General features: G+C 64.8%; 22 protein-coding genes. 15 read left to right on the top strand and 7 right to left on the bottom strand.

Annotation, left to right across the window (positions count from 1 at the left end; translation table 11 throughout):
* Positions 1–5 precede the first annotated feature (5 nt).
* The 4 genes from pepN to ACODS0_RS04885 all read right to left on the bottom strand — a co-directional run bounded on the left by pepN (position 6) and on the right by ACODS0_RS04885 (position 5,644).
* Positions 6–2,762 (bottom strand): aminopeptidase N, encoded by a 2,757-nt coding sequence (pepN, locus tag ACODS0_RS04900; protein WP_488833204.1) that lies wholly within the window; start codon positions 2,760–2,762, stop codon positions 6–8.
* Positions 2,746–3,420 (bottom strand): HAD family hydrolase, encoded by a 675-nt coding sequence (locus tag ACODS0_RS04895; RefSeq protein ID WP_055402639.1) that lies wholly within the window; start codon positions 3,418–3,420, stop codon positions 2,746–2,748. The genes pepN and ACODS0_RS04895 overlap by 17 nt, the downstream gene beginning before the upstream one ends.
* A 9-nt stretch (positions 3,421–3,429) precedes the next feature.
* Positions 3,430–4,534, bottom strand: a protein-coding gene (gene prfB, locus ACODS0_RS04890) for a peptide chain release factor 2 (protein ID WP_121420455.1) whose coding sequence is annotated in 2 segments (ribosomal slippage) — positions 3,430–4,452 and positions 4,454–4,534 — 1,104 coding nt in all. Because the reading frame shifts where the segments join, the coding sequence is not laid out codon by codon here.
* A gap of 201 nt (positions 4,535–4,735) precedes the next feature.
* A complete protein-coding gene (locus tag ACODS0_RS04885; RefSeq protein ID WP_055402634.1) occupies positions 4,736–5,644 on the bottom strand; it encodes an alpha/beta fold hydrolase in 909 nt (302 codons plus the stop codon).
* A 319-nt stretch (positions 5,645–5,963) separates the two neighbouring features.
* On the opposite strand from ACODS0_RS04885, the gene ACODS0_RS04880 reads away from it, so the two are divergent.
* From ACODS0_RS04880 to ACODS0_RS04835, 10 genes are all read left to right on the top strand, one after another.
* Positions 5,964–6,968, top strand: a complete 1,005-nt coding sequence (locus ACODS0_RS04880; RefSeq protein WP_488833199.1) for an AraC family transcriptional regulator — start codon at positions 5,964–5,966, stop codon at positions 6,966–6,968.
* A 189-nt stretch (positions 6,969–7,157) separates the two neighbouring features.
* Complete coding sequence (andAc, locus tag ACODS0_RS04875; RefSeq protein ID WP_055402630.1) at positions 7,158–8,438, top strand: anthranilate 1,2-dioxygenase large subunit AndAc; 1,281 nt, start codon at positions 7,158–7,160, stop codon at positions 8,436–8,438.
* Between the two features lie 12 nt (positions 8,439–8,450).
* Positions 8,451–8,936: an anthranilate 1,2-dioxygenase small subunit AndAd gene (gene andAd, locus ACODS0_RS04870; protein ID WP_055402627.1), complete on the top strand. Its 486-nt coding sequence runs from the start codon at positions 8,451–8,453 to the stop codon at positions 8,934–8,936.
* A gap of 8 nt (positions 8,937–8,944) precedes the next feature.
* A complete protein-coding gene (gene andAb / locus ACODS0_RS04865; RefSeq protein ID WP_488833196.1) occupies positions 8,945–9,292 on the top strand; it encodes an anthranilate 1,2-dioxygenase ferredoxin subunit AndAb in 348 nt (115 codons plus the stop codon).
* Between the two features lie 44 nt (positions 9,293–9,336).
* Positions 9,337–10,548: an ABC transporter substrate-binding protein gene (locus tag ACODS0_RS04860; RefSeq protein ID WP_488833194.1), complete on the top strand. Its 1,212-nt coding sequence runs from the start codon at positions 9,337–9,339 to the stop codon at positions 10,546–10,548.
* Between the two features lie 36 nt (positions 10,549–10,584).
* Positions 10,585–11,505, top strand: coding sequence for a branched-chain amino acid ABC transporter permease (locus tag ACODS0_RS04855; RefSeq protein WP_121420450.1), 921 nt, complete (start codon positions 10,585–10,587; stop codon positions 11,503–11,505).
* A gap of 195 nt (positions 11,506–11,700) precedes the next feature.
* Positions 11,701–12,696, top strand: coding sequence for a branched-chain amino acid ABC transporter permease (locus ACODS0_RS04850; protein WP_488833191.1), 996 nt, complete (start codon positions 11,701–11,703; stop codon positions 12,694–12,696).
* A complete protein-coding gene (locus ACODS0_RS04845) occupies positions 12,693–13,451 on the top strand; it encodes an ABC transporter ATP-binding protein (protein WP_488833189.1) in 759 nt (252 codons plus the stop codon). The genes ACODS0_RS04850 and ACODS0_RS04845 overlap by 4 nt, the downstream gene beginning before the upstream one ends.
* On the top strand, positions 13,448–14,167 hold the full coding sequence (locus ACODS0_RS04840; protein ID WP_488833187.1) for an ABC transporter ATP-binding protein: 720 nt from the start codon (positions 13,448–13,450) through the stop codon (positions 14,165–14,167). The genes ACODS0_RS04845 and ACODS0_RS04840 overlap by 4 nt, the downstream gene beginning before the upstream one ends.
* Before the next feature lie 17 nt (positions 14,168–14,184).
* Entirely contained in the window at positions 14,185–15,282 is a 1,098-nt protein-coding gene (locus tag ACODS0_RS04835) for a CDP-6-deoxy-delta-3,4-glucoseen reductase (protein ID WP_488833186.1), read from the top strand.
* A 7-nt stretch (positions 15,283–15,289) separates the two neighbouring features.
* Here the strand turns inward: ACODS0_RS04835 and ACODS0_RS04830 are convergent, their stop codons facing one another.
* The gene (locus tag ACODS0_RS04830) at positions 15,290–16,330 is read right to left on the bottom strand and encodes an AraC family transcriptional regulator (RefSeq protein WP_488833184.1); all 1,041 of its coding nucleotides are present in this window, start codon (positions 16,328–16,330) and stop codon (positions 15,290–15,292) included.
* 245 nt (positions 16,331–16,575) lie between these two features.
* On the opposite strand from ACODS0_RS04830, the gene ACODS0_RS04825 reads away from it, so the two are divergent.
* The 4 genes from ACODS0_RS04825 to ACODS0_RS04810 all read left to right on the top strand — a co-directional run bounded on the left by ACODS0_RS04825 (position 16,576) and on the right by ACODS0_RS04810 (position 21,381).
* Positions 16,576–17,376, top strand: coding sequence for an SDR family oxidoreductase (locus ACODS0_RS04825; RefSeq protein WP_487255291.1), 801 nt, complete (start codon positions 16,576–16,578; stop codon positions 17,374–17,376).
* Between the two features lie 10 nt (positions 17,377–17,386).
* On the top strand, positions 17,387–18,934 hold the full coding sequence (locus tag ACODS0_RS04820; protein ID WP_488833181.1) for a flavin-containing monooxygenase: 1,548 nt from the start codon (positions 17,387–17,389) through the stop codon (positions 18,932–18,934).
* Between the two features lie 42 nt (positions 18,935–18,976).
* Positions 18,977–20,197: a dienelactone hydrolase family protein gene (locus tag ACODS0_RS04815; RefSeq protein ID WP_488833179.1), complete on the top strand. Its 1,221-nt coding sequence runs from the start codon at positions 18,977–18,979 to the stop codon at positions 20,195–20,197.
* Between the two features lie 122 nt (positions 20,198–20,319).
* Positions 20,320–21,381, top strand: coding sequence for an aldo/keto reductase (locus ACODS0_RS04810; RefSeq protein ID WP_488833177.1), 1,062 nt, complete (start codon positions 20,320–20,322; stop codon positions 21,379–21,381).
* A gap of 68 nt (positions 21,382–21,449) precedes the next feature.
* On the opposite strand, the gene ACODS0_RS04805 is transcribed toward ACODS0_RS04810, so the two are convergent.
* Positions 21,450–22,865 carry a M20 family metallopeptidase gene (locus tag ACODS0_RS04805; protein ID WP_488833175.1) on the bottom strand — a complete coding sequence of 472 codons (1,416 nt, stop codon included), beginning with the start codon at positions 22,863–22,865 and terminating at the stop codon, positions 21,450–21,452.
* A gap of 19 nt (positions 22,866–22,884) precedes the next feature.
* A complete protein-coding gene (locus ACODS0_RS04800) occupies positions 22,885–23,883 on the bottom strand; it encodes a Bug family tripartite tricarboxylate transporter substrate binding protein (RefSeq protein WP_488833173.1) in 999 nt (332 codons plus the stop codon).
* Between the two features lie 178 nt (positions 23,884–24,061).
* Between ACODS0_RS04800 and ACODS0_RS04795 the strand changes: the two genes are divergently transcribed.
* Entirely contained in the window at positions 24,062–25,021 is a 960-nt protein-coding gene (locus tag ACODS0_RS04795) for a LysR family transcriptional regulator (protein ID WP_488833171.1), read from the top strand.
* The last annotated feature ends 59 nt before the right edge of the window (positions 25,022–25,080 follow it).

Below are 25,080 nucleotides of genomic sequence, written 5' to 3'. Positions count from 1 at the left end.
GTGGTTTATTCGGCGAGTGCGCGGGTCACCACCTCGCGCACGTCGTTGGACAGATCCGGCTTGGCGGCTACGCGGGCAATGGCTTCGCGGGCGGCGCTGCGCCAGGGGTCTGCCAGCTTCTTCCAGCGGTCGAGCGCGCGCGCGAGGCGGGCAGCGACCTGCGGGTTGATGGCGTCCAGCTCGATCACACGGTCGCTCCAGAAGACGTAGCCTGCGGCATCCGACCGGTGGAAGGCGCCGGGGTTTGCACTGCAGTAGCTGAAGATCACGCTGCGTGCGCGGTTGGGGTTCTTCAGGCTGAAGTCTGGATGCGCCATGAGCTGGCGCACTGCGGGCAGCACGTTGCCGCCACGGTCGGGCGCACCGGCCTGCAGCGCAAACCACTTGTCGATGACCAGGGGCTCGTCCTTGAACAGCGTATGGAAGCGGGCGAGGGCGGGTGTGGCCAGTTCGCTGCCGCTGGCCACCAGGGCAGTCAGGGCGTTGAAGCGGTCCGTCATGTTGGTGGCCACCTTGAAGCGTTGGTACGCCTTGCCGGGCCAGACCACGTCGCCCGTCTTCTGCGCGGCGATGCACAGCATGTGCAGCGCCAGCCCGCTGAGTGCGCGGCGGCCCGAGGACACAGGGTCGGGGCTGTAGCCACCGGTGTCCTGGTTCTGCTCCCAGGCCGCTTCCCAGTCGGCCTGCAGCGACAGGGCCAACTGCTCGCGCATGGCGTCACGCACGGCATGGATGCGCTGTGGATCCACCACCGCCAGCTGCTCTGCAATGTAGGTTTCGGATGGCAGCGTGAGCACCAGCTCCTTGAAGGCCGCGTCGAGCGCTGGGTTGCGCAGCACGCTGCGCATGGCATCCACAAATTCCGCAGCAAGAATTTGATGGTCAAATTGGCCGCTAGCGCTTGTCCCCATTGCGCTATCAGCTATTGCATTGATAGCGGTGCGAAGCGCAAGGCGTTGCCCTGCTTCCCAGCGGTTGAAGGCGTCGGCGTCGTGTGCCAGCAGGGTGAGCAACTGTGCATCGGTGTAGTCGATGTCCAGCACCACCGGGGCGCTGAAACCGCGCAGCAGCGACGGCACCGGCTCGGCGTCCAGGTTGGTGAAGGTCAGGGTCTGCGATGCCTCGGTGAGCACCACCACGCGCGAGGTGGCGGGGGCTGCGCCTTCTGCAGCGCCGTCACCCGCGAGGTGCAAGGGCAGGGCGGCACCGGTGGTGGCATCGATCAGGCCCAGCTCGACCGGGATGACGAAAGGCTGCTTCTCGCTTTGGCCGGGCGTAGGGGCACAGCTTTGCGACAGTGTGAGCGCATAGCAGCGCGTGGCCGCGTCGTAGCGGCCCGTGGCGCGCACGCGGGGCGTGCCGGCCTGGCTGTACCAGCGCTTGAACTGGGCCAGATGCTGCGTGAGCGGGCTGCCTGGGTTGGCATCGGCGATGGCCTGCACAAAATCGTCGCAGGTCACGGCCTGGCCGTCGTGCCGTTCAAAGTACAGCTTCATGCCCTTGGCAAAACCTTCTCGGCCCACCAGGTTGTGCTGCATGCGCACCACCTCGGCACCCTTTTCGTAGATGGTGACGGTGTAGAAGTTGTTGATCTCGACGTAGCTGTCGGGACGCACCGGGTGGGCCATGGGGCCCGCGTCTTCGGGGAACTGTGCCGTGCGCAGCACGCGCACGTCTTCGATGCGCTTGACGGCGCGGGCCGAGGGGCTGCCCGCGAGGTCCATGCTGAATTCCTGGTCGCGAAAGACCGTGAGGCCTTCCTTCAGGCTCAGCTGGAACCAGTCACGGCAGGTCACGCGGTTGCCCGTCCAGTTGTGGAAGTACTCGTGGCCCACCACGCTTTCGATGTTGGCGAAGTCGGTGTCGGTGGCCGTGGATTCGCTCGCCAGAACGTACTTCGTGTTGAAGATGTTCAGGCCCTTGTTCTCCATCGCGCCCATGTTGAAGTCGCTGGTGGCAACGATCATGAAGCGCTCCAGGTCCAGCGGCAGGCCGAAGCGGGCTTCGTCCCAGGCCACGCTGTACATCAGCGAGTTCATGGCGTGTTCGGTCTTGCCCAGATCGCCGGGGCGCACGTAGACCTGCAGCAGATGGTCGGTGCCCGAACGGCTCTTGATCTTCTGCTCGCGGGCCACCAGCTTGCCCGCCACCAGGGCGAACAGGTAGCAGGGCTTCTTGTGCGGGTCCACCCACTTGGCAAAGTGGCGGCCGTCTTCCAGCTCGCCGCTGTCCACCAGATTGCCGTTACTCAGCAGCACCGGGTACTGGGCCTTGTCGGCGCGCAGCGTGACGGTGTAGCTGGCCATCACGTCCGGGCGGTCCAGGAAGTAGGTGATGCGGCGAAAGCCCTCGGCCTCGCACTGCGTGAAGAAGGTGCCCTGGCTCACGTACAAGCCCATGAGCTGCGTGTTCTTGGCGGGGCAGCAGGTGGTGAAGATCTCAAGCGCAAAGGGCTCGGCGCCCTCCGGCAGGTTCTCCAGCACCAGGCGCGCGCCTTCCATCTTGAACGAGGTGCCCTGGCCGTTGACCAGCACGCGCGCCAGGTTCAGGTCATCGCCATCGAGCTTGAGCGGCTGCGCAGCCACATCGGGGTTCCGGCGCAGCGTCATGCGGTTGAGCACGCGGGTCTTGTTGGGGTCCAGGTCGAAGGTCAGCTCGACGCTGTCGATCCAGTAGGCGGGGGCCGTGTAGTCCTCGCGGCGGATGGCGGCGGCCGGGCCTGCGCCGTCTCCGCTTCCGTCTGCGCTATGCAGTTGCAACATGGATGCTCTCCAGAAAGTCGGTGTTCATGAGTTCGGTGTAGTCGCGCACGGCAGCCAGCACATGGGGCCCGGCCAGTTGTTCGGGCGTGTGGGTGCTGCAAATGGCCACGGCGCGCATGCCGGCGCGGCGTGCGGCCTCAATGCCAAAAGGCGCGTCTTCAAAAACGATGCAGTGCTCGGGGGCTGCCGCAATGCGGCGTGCCGCCTCCAGAAAGATGGCGGGCTGGGGCTTGCCAGGCAGGCCCTCGTCGCCGCGCACGATGGCCTGTGGGGCCGGTTCCAGGCCCAGGTGGCCCAGAGCGAATTCCACATTGCCGATGTCGCCCGCAGTACCCACGGCCACCTTGAGCCCGCGCGCGCGCACCTGGGTTGCGAACTGGCGAAAACCCGCCACTTCAGAAAAGCGGGGGGCGAACAGTTCGCGGTAGATGGTTTCCTTTTCGTGCGTGAGCGCGTCGGCCTCGTCTTGCGACACGGGGCGCCCCAGCAGCTCCACGATGCACTCGGTGCCGTTGCGGCCCGTGGTGCGTGCCATGAGATCGGGCACGTCAATGTCCATGCCACGGCGGCGTGCAAACTCGACCCACGCCTGGGCGTGCCAGGGCATGGAGTCGATCATGGTACCGTCCATGTCGAAGATGATGGCGTCGGTGCGCATCCGCATCGCTTAGACGCCTTGCTTCAACGAAGCTTCGATGAAGGCGTCCAGGTCGCCATCGAGCACCTTCTGCGTGGCCGAGATTTCGACGTTGGTGCGCAGGTCCTTGATGCGGCTGTTGTCCAGCACATAGCTGCGGATCTGGTGGCCCCAGCCCACATCGGTCTTGGTGTCTTCCAGCTTTTGCTGCTCTTCCTGGCGCTTGCGCATCTCGTGGTCGTACAGCCGCGAACGCAGGCGTTGCCAGGCGATGTCGCGGTTGCCGTGCTGGCTGCGGCCGTCCTGGCACTGCACCACGATGCCCGTGGGGATGTGCGTCAGGCGCACGGCCGAGTCGGTCTTGTTGATGTGCTGGCCGCCCGCGCCCGATGCGCGGTAGGTGTCAGTGCGCACATCGGCCGGGTTGATGTCGATCTGGATCGAGTCATCAATCTCGGGGTAGACGAACAAACTGGCAAAGCTGGTGTGGCGGCCGCCCGACGAGTCGAAGGGGCTCTTGCGCACCAGGCGGTGCACGCCGGTTTCGGTGCGCAGCAGGCCATAGGCGTATTCGCCCTCAACTTTGATCGTGGCGCTCTTGATGCCGGCCACGTCGCCCGGGGTTTCTTCCTCGACCGTGGTCTTGAAGCCCTTGCGTTCGGCGTACTTGAGGTACTGGCGCAGCAGCATGCTCGCCCAGTCGCATGCCTCGGTGCCGCCGGCGCCGGCCTGGATGTCCACAAAGCAGTTGAGCGGGTCGGCCTCGTTGCTGAACATGCGGCGGAACTCCAGCTCTTCGATCAGCGGGCGCAGCTTGGCGGTTTCGGCCTCGATGGTCATGAGGCCCGGCTCGTCGCCTTCCTCCTTGCTCATCTCATACAGCTCGGCGTTGTCGGCCAGCTCGCGCGTGAGCTTGTCGAGCGTGACGACCACACTGGAGAGAGACTTTTGTTCCTTGCCCAGCTCCTGGGCCTTCTTGGGGTCGTTCCAGACCGCAGGGTCTTCCAGCGATGCGTTTACCGTGCGCAGGCGTTCAAATTTGGCATCGAAGTCAAAGATACCTCCGTAACTCTTGCGTGCGCAGAGCCAGGTCGCTGAGGGTGGTGCCGATAAGGTTGATACGTTCTGCGTCCATGATTCTTGTCCTGAGTGTTCGGTGGAATAACCCGCGATTTTCTCATGGGATGGGCCACGGCCCCCTCAATGCCCCCTGGCTGGGCAACTGGACTGACAGAGGGCTTGCCAAACGGAGAATCTGTGGGGACAAAATTTCAAAAATGATAGCTGCTGGCGCTTGTTGGGTAAGCGCTAGCGGCCAATTGGGCTCAAATTCTGGCTACGCTTCGTTCAGGAACTGCTCCATGAGCTGCGCCACCTGCTCGGGCTGGTCGTGGTGCAGCATGTGGCCCGCGTCTGCGACGACAGCGGTGCGGCAGTTGCGCACATGGGTCAGGCGCTGGTGGTATTCGTCCAGCGTGTACCGGCCGTTCCACCACTGGCCCAGGCTGTCGCCGCTGGCCTCTATGGCCAGCACGGGAGCGGTAATGCGCTCGTAGATGGCCAGGGCTTCGTCCACGCGATACAGCTGGGCGCTGGTGATCTTGTGCGCAGGGTCGCCCAGGATCTCCCACAGGCCCTGCGCGTTGGGTCGCGCCCAGTGCTGGGCCAGCCATTGCGCCTTGTCTTCCGACAGTCGCGGGTTGGTCTTCATGAGGCGGCGCGCCACGCCATCGGCGCTGTCGTAGGTCTTGAGGTCCTTGTTGCCCTGGTGCAGCTGCTTGATTTCGTCGATCCATTGCGCATAGCGCGTGGGCGCCTGCGCGGGCCGCGTGGCGGGCAAGCCGAAGCCTTCGAGGTTGACCAGCTTGCGCACGCGTTCGGGCCGCACACCGGCGTACATCATGGCCACGTTGCCGCCCATGCTGTGGCCAACGAGGTCGATGGCCTCGCCGGGCGCGTAGTGGTCCAGCAGCAGGTCCAGGTCGGCCAGGTAGTCGGCAAAAAAGTAATGGTCGGCCTGCGCGCTGGACGTGAGCCCGAAGCCGCGCCAGTCGGGCGCGATGATGCGCCGCTCTTGCTGCAGCGCGTCCACCGTGAACTGGTAGGAGGCGCTCACGTCCATCCAGCCGTGCACCAGCACCAGCGTGGGCAGATGGCTCTGCTCAGGGCCCCAGTGGCGGACGTGGTAATCGAGGTGGCGCAATGGCAGCGTGCTGCTGCGGGAGGGCTTGAGGGCTTGGTACATGGAGAGAACGGCAGGGCGGTCAGTGTGGGGTGGGGCTGCGCAGGTGGCTGCAAAGCACGCATCCGGTGTGGCGGCAATGTTACGTCGGGTGCCAGCCAGCCGTGGGGCGGGGCCTGTCGCCTAGGTGGCTCAAGGTAGTGAGGGCTGCGCAGGCAGCGAAAGCCAGGGAGCGCGATGGGATGTGCCCCTCCAGGCAAAGGGCCTGCAACGGACAAAAGACGGATAAGACCCCTTGGGTATGGAAATTGCTGTTTTGACGCATATCAAGCAGCGCATCGTCGAATGTGCTGCGCCTATTCCCACGAAGAGGTCTTATCCGATGGCGTCCCCGTCTACCTTGTCTCTGGACCTGTCCGCCCTGCAGCGGCGGCCGGTGTTCACCTCGGACGCGCGGGTGGATTCCCATGATCTGGTGGCCCGCGAGTTTTCGGACCACGGCCTGAAATGGTGCAGTGGTGCGGTGGACACTGCGTTGTCCAAGGTGCGCATCCGCCAGTTGCAGATGTTCATGCTGCAATACGGTGCAGAGGTGGAAATCCGCCCGCGCCCTTTCGATGATTTTGTCCTGGTGCATCTGTCGCTGTCGGGCGTGGCCGAGATGGTGTCGGATGGGGTACCGATCCGCCTGCCTGCGGGGGCCGCTGCGCTCATCGCGCCGCGCCGCGACCTGCACATGCGCTGGCAGCAGGGCGCGCGCCAGCTCATCCTCAAGGTGCCGTGCCAGTTGTTGCGGGCCTGGGCACCCGAATCTCTGCAGAACGACACCCGTTTTGTGCACCCCATCGTTGCGCTGTCCTCGGTGCAGGGGCAGCAGTGGCATTTTCTGATGCAGTCCCTGCTGCACGTGAGCCAGCAGACGGTGGAGAGCGCTGCCCAGGTGCGCTGGGTGGATCACATGGAGAGCAATGTGGCGCTGTTCCTTGCATCGTGTGCGCAGGGCATGCCGGTACCTATGCAGCCTACGGTGCCACAGATCGAACTGCCTTCCAGTGCCGCTGCCGCAGGCGACCTGCGCCGCCTGGAGCGGCTGGATGACTACATGCGCAGCCGCCTCAGCGCCCCCGTGGCGCTGGAAGACCTGGCGCGTGCTGCTGGCGTGAGCGTGCGCGGGCTGAACATGCTGTGCCAGCGCCACCATGGCGAGTCCCCCATGGCGCTGTTGCGCAACCGCCGACTGGACGCCGTGCGTGCGCGGCTGCTGGAGCAGCCGGGCCACTGCGTGACAGATACCGCGCTGGAATTTGGCTTTGGCCACTTGGGCCGTTTTTCGAGCTACTACCGCGAGCGCTTCGGCGAGCTGCCGAGCCAGACGGCTGGCGCGTAGTTTCACTGGCCACTCCGACTGCTGCAGTCGCCTGCATGGCGCAGGGGCTGCCGCACGCTCCAGCGCTGCACAACTCCCATCAGATTTGCAAGAACCGGACAGGCGTTGCGCGCACTGTGCCGATACTGGATAGCGCGAGTGTGCTTCGATTTTTAGCATGGAGGTATCCCCATCCAAGAGGTGTTGCCCATGTCTGAAATCCCGGTTGTTGAAGTCGCACCACCCGCCTCGCTGAAGGCCCAGCGCCAGGTGTTTTTCCCGCAGCCTGATGGCTCCAACGTGCCGTACCGGGTGTTCAGCGCGCAAGAGGTCTATGACCGCGAGCAGGAGCGCATCTTCCGTGGCCCCGTGTGGAGCTTTCTGGGCCTGGAGGCCGAGATCCCCAATGTGGGTGACTTCAAATCCACGTTCATTGGCGATACGCCCGTGGTGGTCACCCGCACCCCTGAAGGCCTTTCGTGCTGGGTCAACCGCTGCGCGCACCGTGGCGCCATGGTGTGCCGCGAAAAGCGCGGCAATGCCGCCAGCCACACCTGCGTGTACCACCAGTGGAGCTTTGCGGCCAATGGCGACCTGCAGGGTGTGCCGTTTCGCCGGGGCCAAAAGGGCATGGTGGGCATGCCCAAGGACTTCAAGCCCGAAGAACACAACCTGCACAAGCTGCGCGTGGACAGCTACAAGGGGCTGCTGTTTGCCACCTTCAGCGGCGAAACCCCACCACTGCCTGACTACCTGGGCGCCGAGATGCGCCCATGGATCGACCGCATCTTCCACAAGCCCATCGTCTACCTGGGCTGCACGCGGCAGTACTCCAAGTCGAACTGGAAGCTGTACTTCGAGAACGTGAAGGACCCGTACCACGCCAGCCTGCTGCACCTGTTCCACACCACCTTCAACATCTTCCGCGTGGGGATGAAGGCGCGCTCCATCCCCGATGCGAACCACGGCCTGCACAGCATCATCACCGTGACCAAGCCTGAGGTGGAGACGGATACCGCTGCGGCCTACAGCGCGCAGAACATCCGCTCGATGGACGAAGGCTTTGCGCTCGAAGACCCGACGCTGCTGGGGCAGATCAAGGAGTTCGATGAGATGACCACCAACCACATCCAGCCCATCTTTCCGCAGCTGGTGGTACAGCAAATCCACAACACGCTGGTGGCGCGCCAGTTGCTGCCCAAGGGGCCCAGCAACTTCGAGCTGGTGTTTCACTTTTTTGGCTACGAGGACGACACGCCCGAGATGCGCGAGCTGCGCCTGCTGCAGGCCAACCTGGTGGGGCCTGCGGGCTATATCTCGATGGAAGACACCGAGGCCACCGAACTGGTCCAGCGGGGCACGGTGCGCGATGGCGACAAGCACTCCTACATCGCCATGGCGCGCGAGGCGCCAGACCAGCAAGACACCGTCATCACCGAAAACCTGATCCGCCGCTTCTGGGTGGGCTACCAGAAGCTGATGGGCTATTGAGGAACCACCGAGATGACAACACAACTGCAACGACTGCAACTGTGGACCGAGCTGCTGGAGCTGCAGCACCGCTATGTGAGCGCGCTGGACACCAACCGGCTGGAAGACTGGCCTGGCTTTTTTGTGGAGGACTGCCGCTACGAAATCATCCCCAAGGAGAACTTCGATGCGGGCTTTCCTGCGCCCATCGTGTACTGCCGCAACGCCGGCATGTTGCGCGACCGTGTGCTCTCCCTGCGCCACGCCAACATCTTTGAGGACCATGCCTATCGCCACGCCACGTCGGGCCTGGTCATCACCAGTGTGGAGGACGACGTGGTGCGCACGCAGTCGAGCTACATCGTGGTGATCACCGGCCAGGCCGGGGATTCCACCGTGTACCAGGCGGGCACCTACCTCGACGAGGTGGTGCAACACGAAGGCGAGTGGCGCTACCGCAGCAAGCGGGTGGTGTACGACACCTTGCGCGTACCCACCTTGTTGGCCACCCCCATCTGAGATCCACCATGCAAACAACCACAGACATTGAAACCACCTGGCACACCTGCGCCGCCTGGCACGACGTGGGCGAACCCGATGACTTCCCGGACGGCGCCGTCTGGCCCGTGGTGGCGGGCGGACTGCCCGTGGCGGTGTTCCGCGAAGGAGGGGGCTTGTACGCCCTATACGACCTGTGCACCCACGGTGCCGCCAAGTTGTCCGATGGCTACGTGGAAGACGGCTGTGTGGAATGCCCCTTGCATCAGGGCACCTTTGACATCCGCACGGGCGCTCCCTGCAAGGCACCGGTCACCGAAGCGGTGCGCACGTTCCCGGTGCGCGTGGTGGCGGGGCGGGTCGAGGTGGGCGTGTAGTGCACACCGATTTTCTTTTGAACGTTGTTAGACAAGGACTGAAGATGGCTCTCACATTTCGCTCATCCTCTCGCGTGCACGTTGTGGCACGCCTGACGGCTCTGGTGGCCCTGGGGGCCTGCAGCTGCGTATCTGCGATTGCGCAGTCCGGCCCCATCAAGGTCGGCATGGCGCTTGATATCTCGGGCCCATTTGCAGGCCCCGGTGCCGAGGCGCGTGACGGCTTTGCCCTGGCGATCAAGCAGCTCGGGGGCAAGCTGGGCGGCCAACCGGTCGAGTTTGTGCAAACCGACATGGCCGGCAGCCCCGACCAGGCCAAGCAGCTGGTGGACCGCTTTGTGCAGCGCGAGAACATCGACCTTTTCACCGGCCCCATCGCGTCGAACGTGGCGCTGGCGGTGGCGCCTTCGCTGTTCGCGGCCAAGGTGCCTTACCTCTCGAACAACGCCGGTCCCAGCCAGCTCGCAGGCGCCCAGTGCAACGCGTATTTCTTCGGCACGGCCTACCAGAATGACCAGTTCCACGAGGCAGCTGGGCAGTTTGCTGCCGATCAGAAATTTGGCCGCATGGTGGTGATGGCGCCCAACTACCCGGCGGGCAAGGACGGCATCACCGGCTTCAAGCGCAAGTACAAGGGCCAGGTGGCCGACGAGATCTACACCAAGGTCGGGCAGATCGACTACGCCACCGAGCTTGCCCAGCTGCGCGCGGCCAAGCCTGATGCGGTGTATTTCTTTTTGCCAGGTGCCATGGGCATCAACTTCATCAAGCAGTTTGTGGGCGCAGGCCTGTCCAAGGACATCACGCTGGTCACCAGCGGTTTTTCGGCCGACGAAGACATCATCGGCGCGGTGGGCGAACCGATGTTGGGCCTGTTCAACACCACACACTGGGCGCATGACATGGACAACGCGCCCAACAAGGCCTTTGTGTCGGCTTTCCGCAAGGAGTACGGCGGCCGCTATCCGTCCATCTACGCAGCCCAGGCTTATGACGTGATTGCCGCCATGGACGCCGCTGTGAAGGCCGTGGGCGGCAAGGTGAGCGACAAGGAGGCTCTTATCAAGGCCTTTGCCAAGGCGCAGTTTCCCTCGGTGCGTGGCAAGTTCCGATACGCCAACAACCACTTCCCGGTGCAGAACTTCTACCTGCGCACCATCGGCAAGAACGCTGAAGGCCGTGTGACCAACAAGACCATCAAGACGGTGCTGGAGAACTACGGCGATGCCTATGCCAGCCAGTGCCCATTGAAGTGATCGTTGGCAGCCCACTTGAACAGGCCCCTGCGCACCATGAATCCGATACTTGTCTTCGAGCAGTTGCTCAACGGCGCGGGCTATGGGCTCATGCTGTTCCTCATCGCTGCGGGCCTCACGCTGGTCTTCGGCATCATGGACGTGATGAACCTGTCGCATGGCTCGCTGTTCATGGTGGGGGCCTATGTGGCGGCCACCGTGCATGTGCAAAGCGGCTCGCTGGCAGGCGCCGTGCTGGTGGCCATAGCGGCCACGATGCTGGTGGCGGTGCTGCTGGAGGTGACGCTGATGCGCCGCCTGTATGGGCGTGACCACCTGGCCCAGGTGCTGGCCACGTTCGGTGTGATTTTGGTGGCCGACGATGCCGTAAAGATGGTGTGGGGCCCGTCCCCCATCATGGCCCCCACGCCCGCAGCCCTGGCGGGGCCGGTGGAGCTGTTTGCCGGGCTGCCTTACCCCTCGTACCGCCTGGTGGTGCTGGGCGCAGGGGTGTTGGTGGCAGGGCTTTTGTACCTACTGGTCAACCACAGCCGCGTGGGCATGCTGGTGCGGGCGGGGGCATCCGACCGGTGGATGGCCGAGCTGATGGGCGTGCGCGTCAAGCGCGTGTTCAGTGGCATCTTTCTGCTGGGTGCTGCACTGGCCGCACTGGCTGGTGCGCTGATGGGACCCATCATGGCCGTGCAGGTGGGCATGGGTGAGTCCATTTTGATTCCTGCGCTGGTGGTCATTGTCATCGGCGGCATTGGCTCGGTGCGGGGCGCCTTTGTGGCCGCGCTGCTGGTGGGCCTGGTGGACACCATTGGCCGAGCCTTCCTGCCGCTGCTGCTGCGCGCTACCTTGCCGCCCGCCGTGGCTGCCGACCTGGGGCCGCTGTGCGCCGAAGTGGCCATGTACGCGCTGATGGCCGCAGTGCTGTCTTTTCGCCCTGCGGGGCTGTTTTCTGCCAAGGGCTGAAATGAAACACCCCCTGAGTCGCTTCGCGCCTTCACCCCTTTCTCGACTCGCGGCGCGAGTCGGGAGGGGGACGCCCCCAGCGCAAGCTCTGGATACGCCGCCTTTGCGGCGGGGCGGCTCTTGCGCGGGGGCACTGGCCTTGGCCGCGCCAGTTCCATGCGCTGCGGGTGGCGTATAGAACCGACGGAACCTGATATGCCTTCTTCCCTGAGTTTTACTTCTTCCGCGTTGCAGCAGGAGAATGTGCCGCGCTGGCGTGGCGCACTGCTGCCGCTGGCCTTGCTGGGGGCGCTGGCGCTGTTCCCGCTGGTGGCATCGGCCCTGGGCCTGGATTTCTACATCGGTTTTGTGCGCCGCGTGTTGGTGGTGGCCCTGGCTGCCGCCAGCCTGAACTTCATCATGGGCTTTGGTGGCATGGTGGCCTTGGGGCATGCCGGGTTCGTGGGCGTGGGGGCCTATGCGGTGGTCATGCTCTCGGACGCGGGCGTTACATCGGCCTGGATTGTATGGGCTGCAGCGATGGCATTGGCGGCATTGGCGGCGTTGCTCATTGGTGCCGTATCGCTGCGCACCAAGGGCGTGTATTTCATCATGATCACGCTGGCTTTTGCGCAGATGCTGTACTTCGTATTTGTGTCACTGCGCAGTTATGGCGGCGACGACGGCTACACCCTGCCCATGCGGCCGCTGCTGGGCCTGGGGCTCAATGGTGCCGATGAGTCCACGCTGTATTGGGTGGTGCTGGCGCTGGTGGCTTTGGTGCTGTGGTGGCTTGACCGGGCCACGGCCTCGCGTTTTGGTGCAGCGCTCACGGGCATCCGCGACAACGAAACGCGCATGCGGGCGTTGGGCTACCCGGTGTATCTGCTGCAGCTGACTGCATTTGTGCTGGCGGGGGCGGTGGCGGGACTGGCTGGTGCGCTGCTGGCCACTGGCAACAGCTTCGTGAGCCCGTCGATGATGCACTGGACGCAATCGGCCACGCTCATTGTGATGGTGGTGATTGGTGGCCTGGGCCGACGTTGGGGCGGACCGGTGGGAGCTGCGGTGTGGCTCACGCTCGAAGAGGTGCTCAAGCTCAATACCGACTACTGGCACATGCCGTTGGGGGCGCTGTTGATCGTCACCGCTCTGTATGCGCCCCAGGGCCTGGCGGCGCTGGCAGACCGGCGCGCAAGGAGTGCCCGATGAGCCTGTTTCAAGTCGAAGGCCTGGTCAAGCGCTTTGGAGGCCTGCTGGCCACCGACCATGTGAGCCTGTCGGTGGAGCGGGGAGAGATCCATGCGCTGATTGGCCCCAACGGCGCTGGTAAGACCACGCTGGTCAACCAGATATCGGGCCTGCTGCAGCCCGATGCAGGGCGTGTGCTGCTCGACGGCGTGGACATCACTCCGCTGCCCATGCACGGCCGTGTGGCCCACGGGCTGTCGCGTTGCTTCCAGGTGACGCGCATCTTCCCTGCGCAGACCGTGCGTGACAACCTGCTGCTGGCGGTGCAGGCGCACAGTGGCTCCAGCTTTCGTTTTCTGCAGCCACGTTCGCAAGCCGCTGAGCTGTACGCCAAGGCAGACCAACTGGCAGAGCGCGTAGGGCTGCAGCACAGCCTTGCCGAGACGGCGGGTGCCTTGCCGCATGGCGCACAGCGCACGCTGGATGTGGCGCTGGCACTGGCTGCGAGCCCCAAGCTGCTGCTGCTGGATGAGCCCATGGCGGGCATGGGGCCAAATGAGTCGCAACAGATGGTGCAGCTCATCGAGGCTCTGCGCAAGGACATGGCGGTGCTGCTCATCGAGCATGACATGGAGGCCGTGTTTCGCCTCGCCGACCGCATCTCCGTGCTGGTGTATGGCCGTGTGCTCACCGCTGGCAAGCCCGACGAGATCCGCAACCATCCCGAGGTGCAGGCTGTGTACCTGGGCACCGAAACGCTGGAGACCATCGCATGAGCGCGCCAGAGCCCCTGTTGAACTGCCAGGCCCTGGAGGCCGGCTATGGCGTGAGCCAGGTGTTGTTTGGTATTGACCTTCAGATCGCGGCAGGCGAAGTGGTTTCGCTGCTCGGCCGCAACGGCATGGGCAAAAGCACCACGATCAAGGCCCTGGTCGGTGCGCTGCGCCCTACAGCCGGTGGCATCCGCTTTGCGGGGGAGGCGACCGGCAGGCTCAAGACCGATGCCATCGCCCGTCTGGGCCTGGCCATCGTGCCCGAGGGGCGCCATGTGTTTCCCAACCTCACCGTGCGCGAGCATCTGGTGGCCTTTGCCGACCACCGCAATGGCCTGCGCGATGCGTGGGACCTGGAGCGCATCTACGGCGTGTTTCCGCGCCTGAAGGAGCGGCAGAACAATCTGGGCAACCAGCTATCGGGGGGCGAGCAGCAGATGCTGGCCATGGGCCGAGCGCTGTCCACCAACCCGCGCCTGCTCATCCTGGATGAAGCCACCGAAGGCCTGGCGCCCGTGATCCGCGAGGAGATCTGGCGCTGCCTGGCCACGCTCAAGGCCGCTGGGCAGACCATTCTCGTGGTGGACAAATACGTGCACCGCCTGGTGGACCTGGCAGACCGCCATGTGATCCTGGAGCGCGGGCGGGTGGTGTGGCAGGGCGACTCTGCTGCGCTCAATGCAGACCGCAGCCTGTGGGCGCGTTACCTTACGGTGTAAGGGTTGAAGGGCCGACCATGCTGGACTGTGATGTGGACTTGGATCTACAGAAATCGCCATCTGCGCAGGCATACGCTGAACTCCGTGCGCAGGAGCACCGCGTCACGCTGCTGCCGGCCGGCAAGATGTTTGTGGCGCAGCTTGGCGAGAGTCTGCTGGACGCCGCAGCGCGCGCAGGCATCCGCTTGCCCCACCAGTGCAAAACGGGCAGCTGCGGCGCCTGCAGGGCGCAGGTGCTGCATGGGCCGGTCCAGGATATTGCTGGGGCCTTACCCTCCGCGCTGACGGCTGAAGACCTGGCCCAGGGCCAACGCCTTTTGTGCTGCTCGGCAGCCGCGGGTGACCTGCAGCTGGAGTGTGCCGAGATCCCCCACATGCCGGGTATCGATGTGCGCAAGCTACCGGTGCGGGTGGCGGCCATGGAGCGTCTTGCCCCCGATGTGATGCGCGTGCAGTTGCAACCGCCCGCAGGCCAGCGCCTGCACTACGCGGCGGGCCAGTATGTGGATGTGCTGCTGCCTGGCAACCGGCGTCGCAGTTATTCGCTGGCCACCCCGGCGCGTGAGGGCGTTGACCTGCTGGAACTGCACATCCGCCACCTGCCGGGCGGCCTTTTCACGGACCAGGTGTTCGCCAAACTCAAGGTGCGCGATGTGCTGCGCATTGAGGGGCCGTTTGGTACCTTCGGCATGCACACCGCCACCGATGCCCCGGCCATTCTTCTGGCGAGCGGAACAGGCTTTGCGCCTATCAAGGCATTGGTGGAGCAGCTCCTTGCCGCGGGGAGTGGACGCCGAATCACCCTGTACTGGGGCGGCCGCGTGCGGCAGGACCTGTATCTGCATGACCTCTGCAAGGAATGGGAACAGGCCTTGAAAGGACGTCTGACCTATGTGCCGGTGCTGTCAGACTCCTCCGAAGCCGATGGTTGGACGGGGCGTAGGGGTTGGGTACATCAGGCCGTGTTGCAGGACCATCCAGATTTGTCGCAGCATGAGGTGTATGCCTGCGGTGCGCCCGCCATGGTGAATGCCGCGCGGCGCGACTTTATGGCCTCGGCCGGTATGCAGTCCACCCTGTTCTTTGCAGATGCCTTCGTGGCACAGCCGGGGTGAGCGGGGATCAGTGCGGTGGGCCCAGGCGCTGGCGTGTCTCTGAGGGCGTCTCGCCGAAGCGCCGGCGGTAGCCTTCTGCAAAGTGGCCGAGGTGAAAAAAACCATAGCGCGCGGCGATATCCGACACCTGCGGTGCACGTTCTGCAAACTTGCTTTGCAGTGCCGTGCGGGCGGCATCAAGCCGCAAATCCCGAAGGAATGCCATGGGGCTTTTACCCGTGCATTGCGCAAAGGTCTGCTGCAGCGAGCGGGCGCTGACGCCCACATGCGCGCACACATCGGCCAGGGTGATGGGTTGTTCCAACTGGCTGTGCATGTACTCCTGCGCACGCTTGACCACGCGCGGCAGCACCGTGGGCACTGCGCCAGAACTGAATGCACCTGAGGCCAGTGCCGCTGAGTAGTTGTGTCCCGTGCTGAGCAGCAGGCTGGTGAGCAGGTGGTTCTCGGCCTGCTCGGCCAGCACCGGGTGTCCCAGCAGGATGGCATTGGTTTCTACCGCAGAGCGCAGGTAGGCAATGAAGCTCGTCATGCCCAAGAGCGCCGGGTTGGTCAGGTCCACCCCCAGGTTAAACACCAGCGGCTGGTGCAAGGGCGCCTGCAGCAGTGCAGACAAGCGTGATTGCATAGCCGCTCGGTCTATCTTGACGATGAATTGTGGGCTGTCGTCATGCCAGCGCATCGACAGCGTTTCAGTGGGCGATGGCAGCGAGGCCATGAGCGCATGCGATTCCACGGCCTGGCTGCCGCACCGCACCATGGCGCCACCGCGCAGCGGAATCTGCAGCAGGTAAAAGCCTCCCAAATGGCCAGGCTCAATGCGCACCGCCGGCCCGTACTGCACGTAGTTCAGGCTCGCGTCGCGGTGCAGGGGCACGCTGTGGTGGCAAGCGTCAAGCTGCGCGCCCGGGCGCAGTGTGGCCAGGTCATGCGGGCAGAACACGCGGCCCACGAATTCGCGCGCCTCGTCCAGGTCGTGGCTGTCGAACAGGCGATAGCGCTCCAGCGGTAGCGGGTGCGCGGTGCTGTTCGGCTGGGCGGTGTGCATGCGATTTGGCCGGTGGTGTGTTGGTTTTGGGGCAAGCACGAAACACGCCACGGCAGGGGCGCGAAAACATGCGTTTGTGGGATACGCCCTGCGCTTTCGGGATGTGGATGTGCGGGCTGCTTTTCTATTCTTGTGCATGCCCCGGGTGCTGCGCAAGAGCGTTAGCACCGGGTGCATGGGGGCGGATGTGACGGCGTGTTACCGCTGCTACGCCGCAACATGTTTCAGTCAGCACAGGAGTCAGCATGGTCCAGGGATTTGAAGGCATGCGCGGCAAGAGCGCGATCGTGACCGGGGGCGCCACCCTCATCGGTGCCGGGGTGGTGCGTGCACTGCACCAGGCTGGGGTGCGGGTGGTGGTGGCCGACATCAATGCCGAGGCCGGACAGGCCCTGGCGGACGAGTTGGGCGATGGGGTGCTGTTCAGCCGCACGGACATCACCGATGACGCCCAGGTGGCCGCCTGCGTGGCCTTGGCCGCCGCGCGCCATAGCGGGGTGAACTACCTGGTGAACCTGGCATGTTCCTATCTGGACGACGGCATCGCCTCGCCGCGCGCGGACTGGCTGGCCTCTCTCAACGTCAACCTGGTCAGCGCGGTGATGGTGCTCAAGGCCGTGCGCCCGCATTTCCAGCAGGCTGGGGGCGGGGCGGTGGTCAACTTCACCAGCATCTCTTCGGGTGTGGCGCAGACCGGGCGCTGGCTTTACCCGGTGGGCAAGGCGGCCATGGTGCAGCTCACGCGCAGCATGGCCATGGACCTGGCGGGCGAGGGTGTGCGCGTGAACAGCGTTTCGCCCGGCTGGACCTGGTCAGCCATCATGGACCAGCTCACCGGTGGTGACCGCGCCAAGACCGACCGCGTGGCCGCGCCCTTCCACCTGCTGCGCCGCGTGGGCGACCCGGCCGAGGTGGCCAACGTGGTGCTCTTCCTGTGCTCGGACCTGGCCAGCTTCGTGACCGGCGCCGACTATGCCTGCGACGGCGGCTACTCGGCCATGGGGCCAGAGTCGTACGAGCCGGCCATCCCCAAACTCATGTCGTGAAGGAGCAGCTATGACCATCCGATCTGTAGGCATCATCGGTGCTGGTTTCGCCGGCCTTTCCACCGCCAAGGTGCTGCGCGCCTTTGGCTTTGAGGTGACGGTGTTCGAGAAGGAGCCTGACGTGGGTGGCGTGTGGGCCGCCTCGCGCCGCTACCCGGGCCTGACCACGCAGAACCCGCGCACCACCTATGCGCTGTCGGACTTTCCGATGCCAGCCAGCTACCCCGAGTGGCCCTCGGGCCAGCAGGTGCAGGCCTACCTGCAGTCATATGCCGAGCACTTCGGACTGGTGCCATTCCTGCGCATGTCCACCACGGTGGAGAGCGCGGTGCTCGATGAAGAGGCCGGTGTGTGGACCGTGCAGGCGCGCCGCGCAGCGACGGGGCAGGGCGGCGCCTTGCCGGCCGAGGTGTATCGCTTTGATTACCTGGTGGTGTGCAACGGCATCTTCAGCGAGCCTGCAGTGCCGCAGTACCCGGGGGCGGATGCCTTTGTGGCCGCAGGCGGGCGTGTGTGCCATACCAGCCAGTTCAACAACGCGAACGATGCGTGCGGCAAGCATGTGCTGGTGGTGGGCTACGGCAAGTCGTCGTGCGATGTGGCCAATGCCATCGCGGCCGACAGTGCCAGCACCACGGTACTTGCGCGCCACCTCATCTGGAAGATTCCGAAGAAGTTCATGAACGTGCTGAACTTCAAGTTCCTGCTGCTCACGCGCATGGGCGAGGCGCTGTTCAAGTACATCGAGCCCAAGGGTTTCGAGAAATTCCTGCACGGCCCGGGCCTGCCGGTGCGCAACTCCATGCTGGGCAGCGTGGAATCGGTGGTCATGCGCCAACTCAAGCTCCGCGAGATCGGCCTGCACCCGGGCACGCCGCTCGAAACCATCGCCCGCAGCACCGTGAGTCTGGTGACCGACGGCTTCTACGAGAAGGTGGCCGCTGGCGAATTGGGCGTGCGCAAAGGCGTGAGCATCCAGACCCTGAAGCCCGGGCAGGCTGTGCTGAGCAACGGTGAAACGGTGCCTGCCGACATCGTGGTCTGCGGCACGGGCTGGCACCAGCAGGTGCCGTTCTTCGACAGCAGTGTGCTGCAGCGTGTGACCGATGCACGCGGCAACTTCCGGCTGTACCGGTCCATCCTGCCTGTGGGCATGCCGCGCCTGGCGTTCAACGGCTACAACTCCTCGTTCTTCAGCCAGCTCAACTGCGAGATCGGTGCGTTGTGGCTGGCCAACCACCTGCGCGGTGGGCTGCAGCTGCCGCCGCCGGACCAGATGAACGCGCAGATCGACCGGCGCCTGGCCTGGATGGAGGAGCGCACCGACGGCAAGCATTCTAAAGGCACCAACATCATCCCGTTCTCGGTGCACAACATTGACGAACTGCTGCAGGACATGGGGCTGCCGCTTGGTGTGCTCACCCGCTTCAAGCAGTGGCTGGGCCCAGTGGACCCATCGGACTATGCGGTGGTCACCCGGCAACTGCTGGCGCGGCATGCGAATGCCACCGTGGCTGTTGCAGCGCCCCAAGCCACCTCGGGGGCTGCGGCTTCCTGAACCCTCCTGAAACCACTAATACCCTCGACAAGGATCCCGAACATGCCAGGACAATGGATCACCCTCGAAGCCGCAGACGGCAGCGGCAGCTTTCGCGCTTACCTCGCCACACCCGCCAGTGGCGGCGGACCAGGGCTGGTGCTTGCACAGGAAATTTTTGGAGTGAACGGCACCATGCGTGACGTCGCCGACTACTACGCAGAGGAAGGGTATGTGGTGCTGGTACCCGATCTCTTCTGGCGCCAGGAGCCGGCGGTTGAACTCGATGCAGCGAAGGATATGCCGCGCGCATTTGCGCTCTACCAGGGCTTTGACGAAGCCAAGGGCGTGCAGGACCTGCAGACAGCCATCTCGGCGCTGCGTGCGCGCCCCGAGGTCCGCACGCAGGGTGGCAAGGTGGGTGTGCTGGGCTTCTGCCTGGGCGGCAAGCTGGCCTACCTGGCGGCCTGCCGTACCGATGCCGACGTGGCGGTGGGCTACTACGGCGTCGGCATAGAAGCTGCGCTGGCTGAAGCCGCTGATATCCAGTGCCGCCTGGTGCTGCACATCGCTGAGCTTGACGGTTTCTGCCCGCCGCCCGCGCGCGAGGCCATCGTGCAGGCCCTTTCTGGCCGCGAGAATGTGGAGCTGTACATCTACCCCGGCACCGACCATGCGTTTGCACGCGTGGGTGGCGACCACTTCCACAAGCCGTCGGCCCTGATGGCGCACCAGCGCAGCGTGGCTGCCTTGCGACGCGCAATGGGGCCACACTACGACCTCTCGGCCCTGTGGGACAAACACTGCGAATATGAGTTCGCCACGCGCGATGTGGACGCCACCATGTCCACCATGGTGGCCGAGCCCTATGTGAACCACATCCCCACCATGACGGGCGGTGTGGGCTACCGGCATCTGCACGACTTCTACACCCGTCACTTTGTCAACAGCAACCCACCGGATACCAGCCTGACCCCCATCTCGCGCACGGTGGGCGCCACGCAGGTGGTGGATGAAATGCTGTTTTGCTTCACCCATACCACCGAGATCCCCTGGATGCTGCCCGGCGTCGCGCCCACGGGGCGGCGTGTAGAAATACCGCTGCTGGCGGTGGTCAAGTTTCGCGGCGACAAGCTCTACCACGAGCATATCTACTGGGACCAGGCCAGTGTGCTTGTGCAGGTGGGGTTGCTCGATCCCAACGGCCTGCCCGTGGCAGGGGTGGAGACAGCGCGCAAACTGCTGGATGAAACGCTGCCGTCGAACGGGCTGATGGAACGGTAGAAAAACACCGCAGGGTTTGCCGCATGGCGCGTGCAGCAAACCCTGTGAGGCGGGTGTGCAAGCCCAGGCCTGCAGACTTTGCTGGCAACCCGTAAACTGCGCGGCTTGCCAACGGAGTCCGCATGAACAATATCCAACTCGGTCAGAGCGACCTGCACGTCACCCCCATCTGCCTGGGCACCATGACCTTTGGTGAACAGGTCAACGAATCTGATTCCCACGACATCCTCAGCCGCTCGCTGGCAAGGGGGGTGAACTTCATCGACACGGCCGAGATGTATTCGGTGCCAGCCAAGGCTGAGACCTTTGGCGCTACCGAAACCATCATCGGCAACTGGTTCGCCAAGAACCCCGGTGCGCGCCAGAAACTGGTGGTGGCCACCAAGGTGGCGGGCCCTTCGCGCGGCATGCCCTGGGTGCGCGAGGGCAAGGGCATGGCTGCGGCCGATATCGTTGCTTCGTGCGAGGGCAGCCTGCGCCGCCTGCAGACCGATGTGATCGACCTCTACCAGATCCACTGGCCCGAGCGCCACGTGCCCGCTTTTGGCAACTTGTACTACGACCCTTCCAAAGAAACCTCCACCACCCCCATTCGCGAGCAGCTCGAAGCTTTGTCGGGGCTGGTGAAGGCGGGCAAGGTGCGGTATATCGGCCTGTCGAACGAGACGCCCTATGGCGTGCATGAATTCGTGCGCCTGGCCGAGCAGCACGGCCTGCCGCGCGTGGCTACGGTGCAAAACCCGTATTGCCTGATCAACCGCACGTGGGAAAACGGCCTGGACGAAACCTGCCACCGCCTGAACGTGTCGCTGCTCGCCTACTCACCGCTGGGTTTTGGCCTGCTGACGGGCAAGTACGACGAGAGCGGCATCACCGGCCCATCGGCACCCCAGGGCGCACGCATTGCCACGTATGAATCCGTGCGCAAGCAGCGCTGGGGCCGCCCCGAGGCGCTCACGGCATCGCGCCGCTACAACGCCCTGGCCCGTGCCAGTGGCATGACGCCTACGCAAATGGCGCTGGCGTTCTGCTACACCAAGTGGCAGGTGGCCAGCACCATCATCGGCGTGACGTCGGTGGCGCAGTTGGATGAAGACCTGAATGCCTGGGGAACCACGCTGTCGCCAGAGGTGTTGAAGGAGATCGACGCCATCCGCTGGGAGCTGCGCGACCCGGCATTGTGATCACTGTGCACAGATAGCAAAAAGGGGCTGAACAGCCCCATTTTTGCGTCGGTCAGTACGTCTGGTGTCTACGCAGCGGTGGTGATACGTCCTTCCTTCCACGGTGTGCCCTGCGCCTCACCCAGGTCCCAAAACAGCCCTGCCATGACGGCCAGCCCTTCGCGGGCCACAGGTGCCAGCAGGTGCTCGTTGGGCGCATGTTGCGCGCACGCCGGGTACGAGTGGGGCACCCAAAGGGTGGGCAGGCCCAGCTGGTCCGCAAAGATATCGTTGGGCAGAGAGCCCGCCAGGTTGGGCAGCAAGGTGGCAGGCTGCCCCGCGCTGGCTTGCAGCGACGCCAGCGTCCAGTCCACCCAGGGGTTGTGCAGGTCGAGCCGGGTGGCGCCGCACACCATGCCCATGGTGATTTCCACCTGGCTGAAACCATGCGCGTCCAAATGCGCGCGCAGCGTGGCTTGCACGTTCTTCCAGTCGGTGCCCACTACAAAGCGCAGCTGGCAATGGGCCACCGCTTGGGAAGGGATGGCATTGATCGGGCGTTGGGCGTTGCCCGCACCCAGAGCCAGCACTTCCAGAGTGTTCCAGCCCACCAGTTGTTCGGCGGGCGTGAGGCCGGGTTCGCCCCATCCGGGCGTGAGCGCAGGGTCATCGGCACCTGCGCCGATCACCACGTCTTTCAGTGCGGTGCGCAGCTTGTCGGGCACGGCGGGCGGTAGTAAGCCCTCGACCAGAATGCGGCCCTGGGCGTCCACCAACGTGGCCAGCGCGTGCGTGAGCACGGTGGCCGGGTTGGCCAGCACGCCGCCCCAGTTGCCCGAGTGGTAGGCCTTGTCGCGGCTGCGCACCGCGAGCGAAAAGTTGATGGCACCGCGCGAACCCAGAAAGAGCGTGGGGCGCGCCGCGTTCACCCGGGGGCCGTCGCTGGCCACGAAGAGGTCGGCTTTCAGCGCATCCCTGTGCTGTTCGCAGAATGCGGCCAGGCCGGGTGAACCGGCTTCTTCGCCCATCTCCATGAGCAGTGTCACGTTGTAGCCCAGACGGCCTTGGCGTGCCTCCAGCGTGTGCCCCAGCGCGGCAAGGCTGACGGTGTGTTGGCCCTTGTTGTCGGCGGTGCCACGGCCATACCAGCGGTCACCTTCAATGGTCAGCTCCCAGGGCGAAAGACCTTCGCGCCATTGGCTGTCCTGGCCGTTGACCACGTCGCCGTGGCCATAGGTCATCACGGTGGGCAAGGCGGGGTCTTCTACCCTGCGGGCCAGCAACAGCGGGCCACCCTTGGGATCGGGGTTGTCGAGCACCTGGCAGTCAAAGCCCAGCGGCTCCAGCCAAGGCACGATTTCGTCGGTCAGGTAGGTGCGCAGCGTGGGGGGGACTTGCCCGGTGTCGCTTTCGGTGCGCCAGGCCACGCGTCGGCGCAGGTCATCGGCAAAGCGGCCGTCATCGAAATAGTGGTGGACGTTGTTGATCAGTTGCTCTCGGTTCATCGTTTTCTCCTTGCTGGGGTCACTCCACCGCAATCTGTGCACGGTGGGCCAGCGCGCGGTAGCGCCCGATCTCGTCTTCCATGGCGGCGTGCATGGCCTTGGGGCCCACGAACACGGGCTCCATGCCTTGGGCGCGGATCTGGTCCTGCAGCTGGACATCGCGCATGGCGGCCTCGACTTCTTTCACCAGTTTGTCCACGATGGGCGCGGGCGTGCGCGCCGGGGCTGCCACGGCGTACCAGCCGTCAAAGGCTGCGTCTGGCAGCTTCAGTTCCCGCACAGTAGGAACGGAGGGCAGGGCGCGGGCGCGCTCGTTGCCTGCTATGGCCAGTGCGCGCAGCTTGCCTGAGCGCACATGCGGTGCGGCACTGGCCACGGTGTCTATGGCCATCTGGATCTCACCGCCGATCAACCCCATCATGGCCTGTGCGCTGCCCCGGTAGGGCACGTCCTGCAGGCGCACGCCAGCGGCCTGCTCCAACAGTGCGCCGACCAGGTGGGGGGCCGAACCGGAGCCGAAAGTGGCGTAGTTGATAGTTTTGGGCGCGGCCTTTGCGGCGGCCAGCAGGGCGGCGAAGTCCTTGTGGGGCGAGCTGGCGCTGACCACGATCACCAGCGGTGCGCGGGCAACGATGGCCACAGGCGCCAGGTCCTTGAGCGGGTCGTACGGCAGCTTGGGCCGCAGCGCAGCGTTCACGGTGTAGCTGGTGGAGCCCGACACCAGCAGGGTATAGCCGTCGGGCTCGGCCTTGACCACGCTGTCGGTGCCAATGATGGTGGAGGCGCCGGGCTTGTTGTCGATGACCACGGGCTTGCCCAGGCGTGTGGACAGCTTTTGGCCCAGCGCGCGGGCTACGGCATCGGTGCCGCCCCCGGGTGGGAAGGGCGCGACCAGGCGCACAGTTCGCTGGGGCCACGCCTCCGAGGGCGCAGCCGTCTGGGCAAGGGACAGGGTGCTGGCGCTGGCGAAGGTGACCAGGACGGCGGACAGCAAAGAGACTCGGACAAGGCTTTTCATGCAGGCTCCAGAGGTTGATGCGTGGGGTGTTGGTAGCACTGCCGCAAAGGCGATCGCGCTGATACCCACAGCCATGGGTGAATTGGAGCCTTAAACCATGCAAGATGGGAGCCGGTTTACCATTGCTCTGGATAGAGATTTGGCAACTGAGCGTTGCCTTTTGGTTAGTAGGTACACGATGCACATTTCACTGCTCAGCCTGCCCTTGCGTTACTTTCTGGAGGTGGCGCGCACCGGCTCTGTCAATCAGGCGGCGCAGCGCCTGCACGTGGCAGCATCGGCGGTGAGCCGTCAGTTGGGCAAGCTGGAAGACAGCCTGGGCGTGACGCTGTTCGAACGCCAGGCACGTGGCATGGCGCTGACCGAAGCGGGCACCCGGCTGCTGGCCCATGCCACGGCGCACGATGCGCAGGCCACAGAATTGGTCGAGCAACTGCAAGGGCTGTCGGCCCAGCAGGCTTTGCGTGTGCGGGTGGCCTGCACCGAAGGCTTTGCCGCGAGCTTCATGCCGCTGGTGATGTCGGTGTTCCGGCAGACGCACCCACAGGTGCAGCTGCAGTTGCTGGTGGACGTGCCGCAGGAAGTGTCGGCCCTGGTGCAGCGCGGAGACGTTGATCTGGCGCTGAAGTACAGCGTGGCGCCCGAGAAAGGTTTGCAGGTGCTGCATTCGGCCATTGCCCCGATCTACGCCATCATGCCCGCGCAGCACCCGCTGGCCCGCCAGCGCAGCGTGAGCGTGGCCGATGTGGTGCGCTATCCGCTGCTGCTGGGTGCGGGCAACACGACCGGGCGGCAGCTGTTTGACCTGAGCTGTGCAGTGCAGGGCCTGCGGTATGTGCCGGCGGTGGAGAGCAATTTTTCATCGGCGCTGCTGCCGCTGCTGAGCGGGCAGGACGTGGTGCTGGCCAGCTACCTCACGGCGGCGCGCTGGGTGGAGGCGGGCCTGCTGGCGGCCCGGCCGTTTGACGAGGTGCAACTGCAGCAGCGACGCTTGCAGGTGCTGGCCGTGGAAGGGCGGGCACCGTCGGCGCTGGTGCAGCAGTTCACGCAGGCGCTGGTGGCTGCCATTGAGCAGTACGGCAAGCGCAAGGTGGGGCGGCGCAAGACGACAGCAGCGCGGGTGATCGAGGTGCCTTGATTCGGGCTGCCTGCCGTTCGCGGTGGGGGCGCGCAACTGGATACCATTCGTTCCCTACC

The sequence above is a fragment of the Acidovorax sp. FG60 genome (assembly GCF_057808995.1).
Note: the sequence above shows the minus strand (reverse complement) of the source record. Positions and strands in the feature narration are given on the sequence as shown.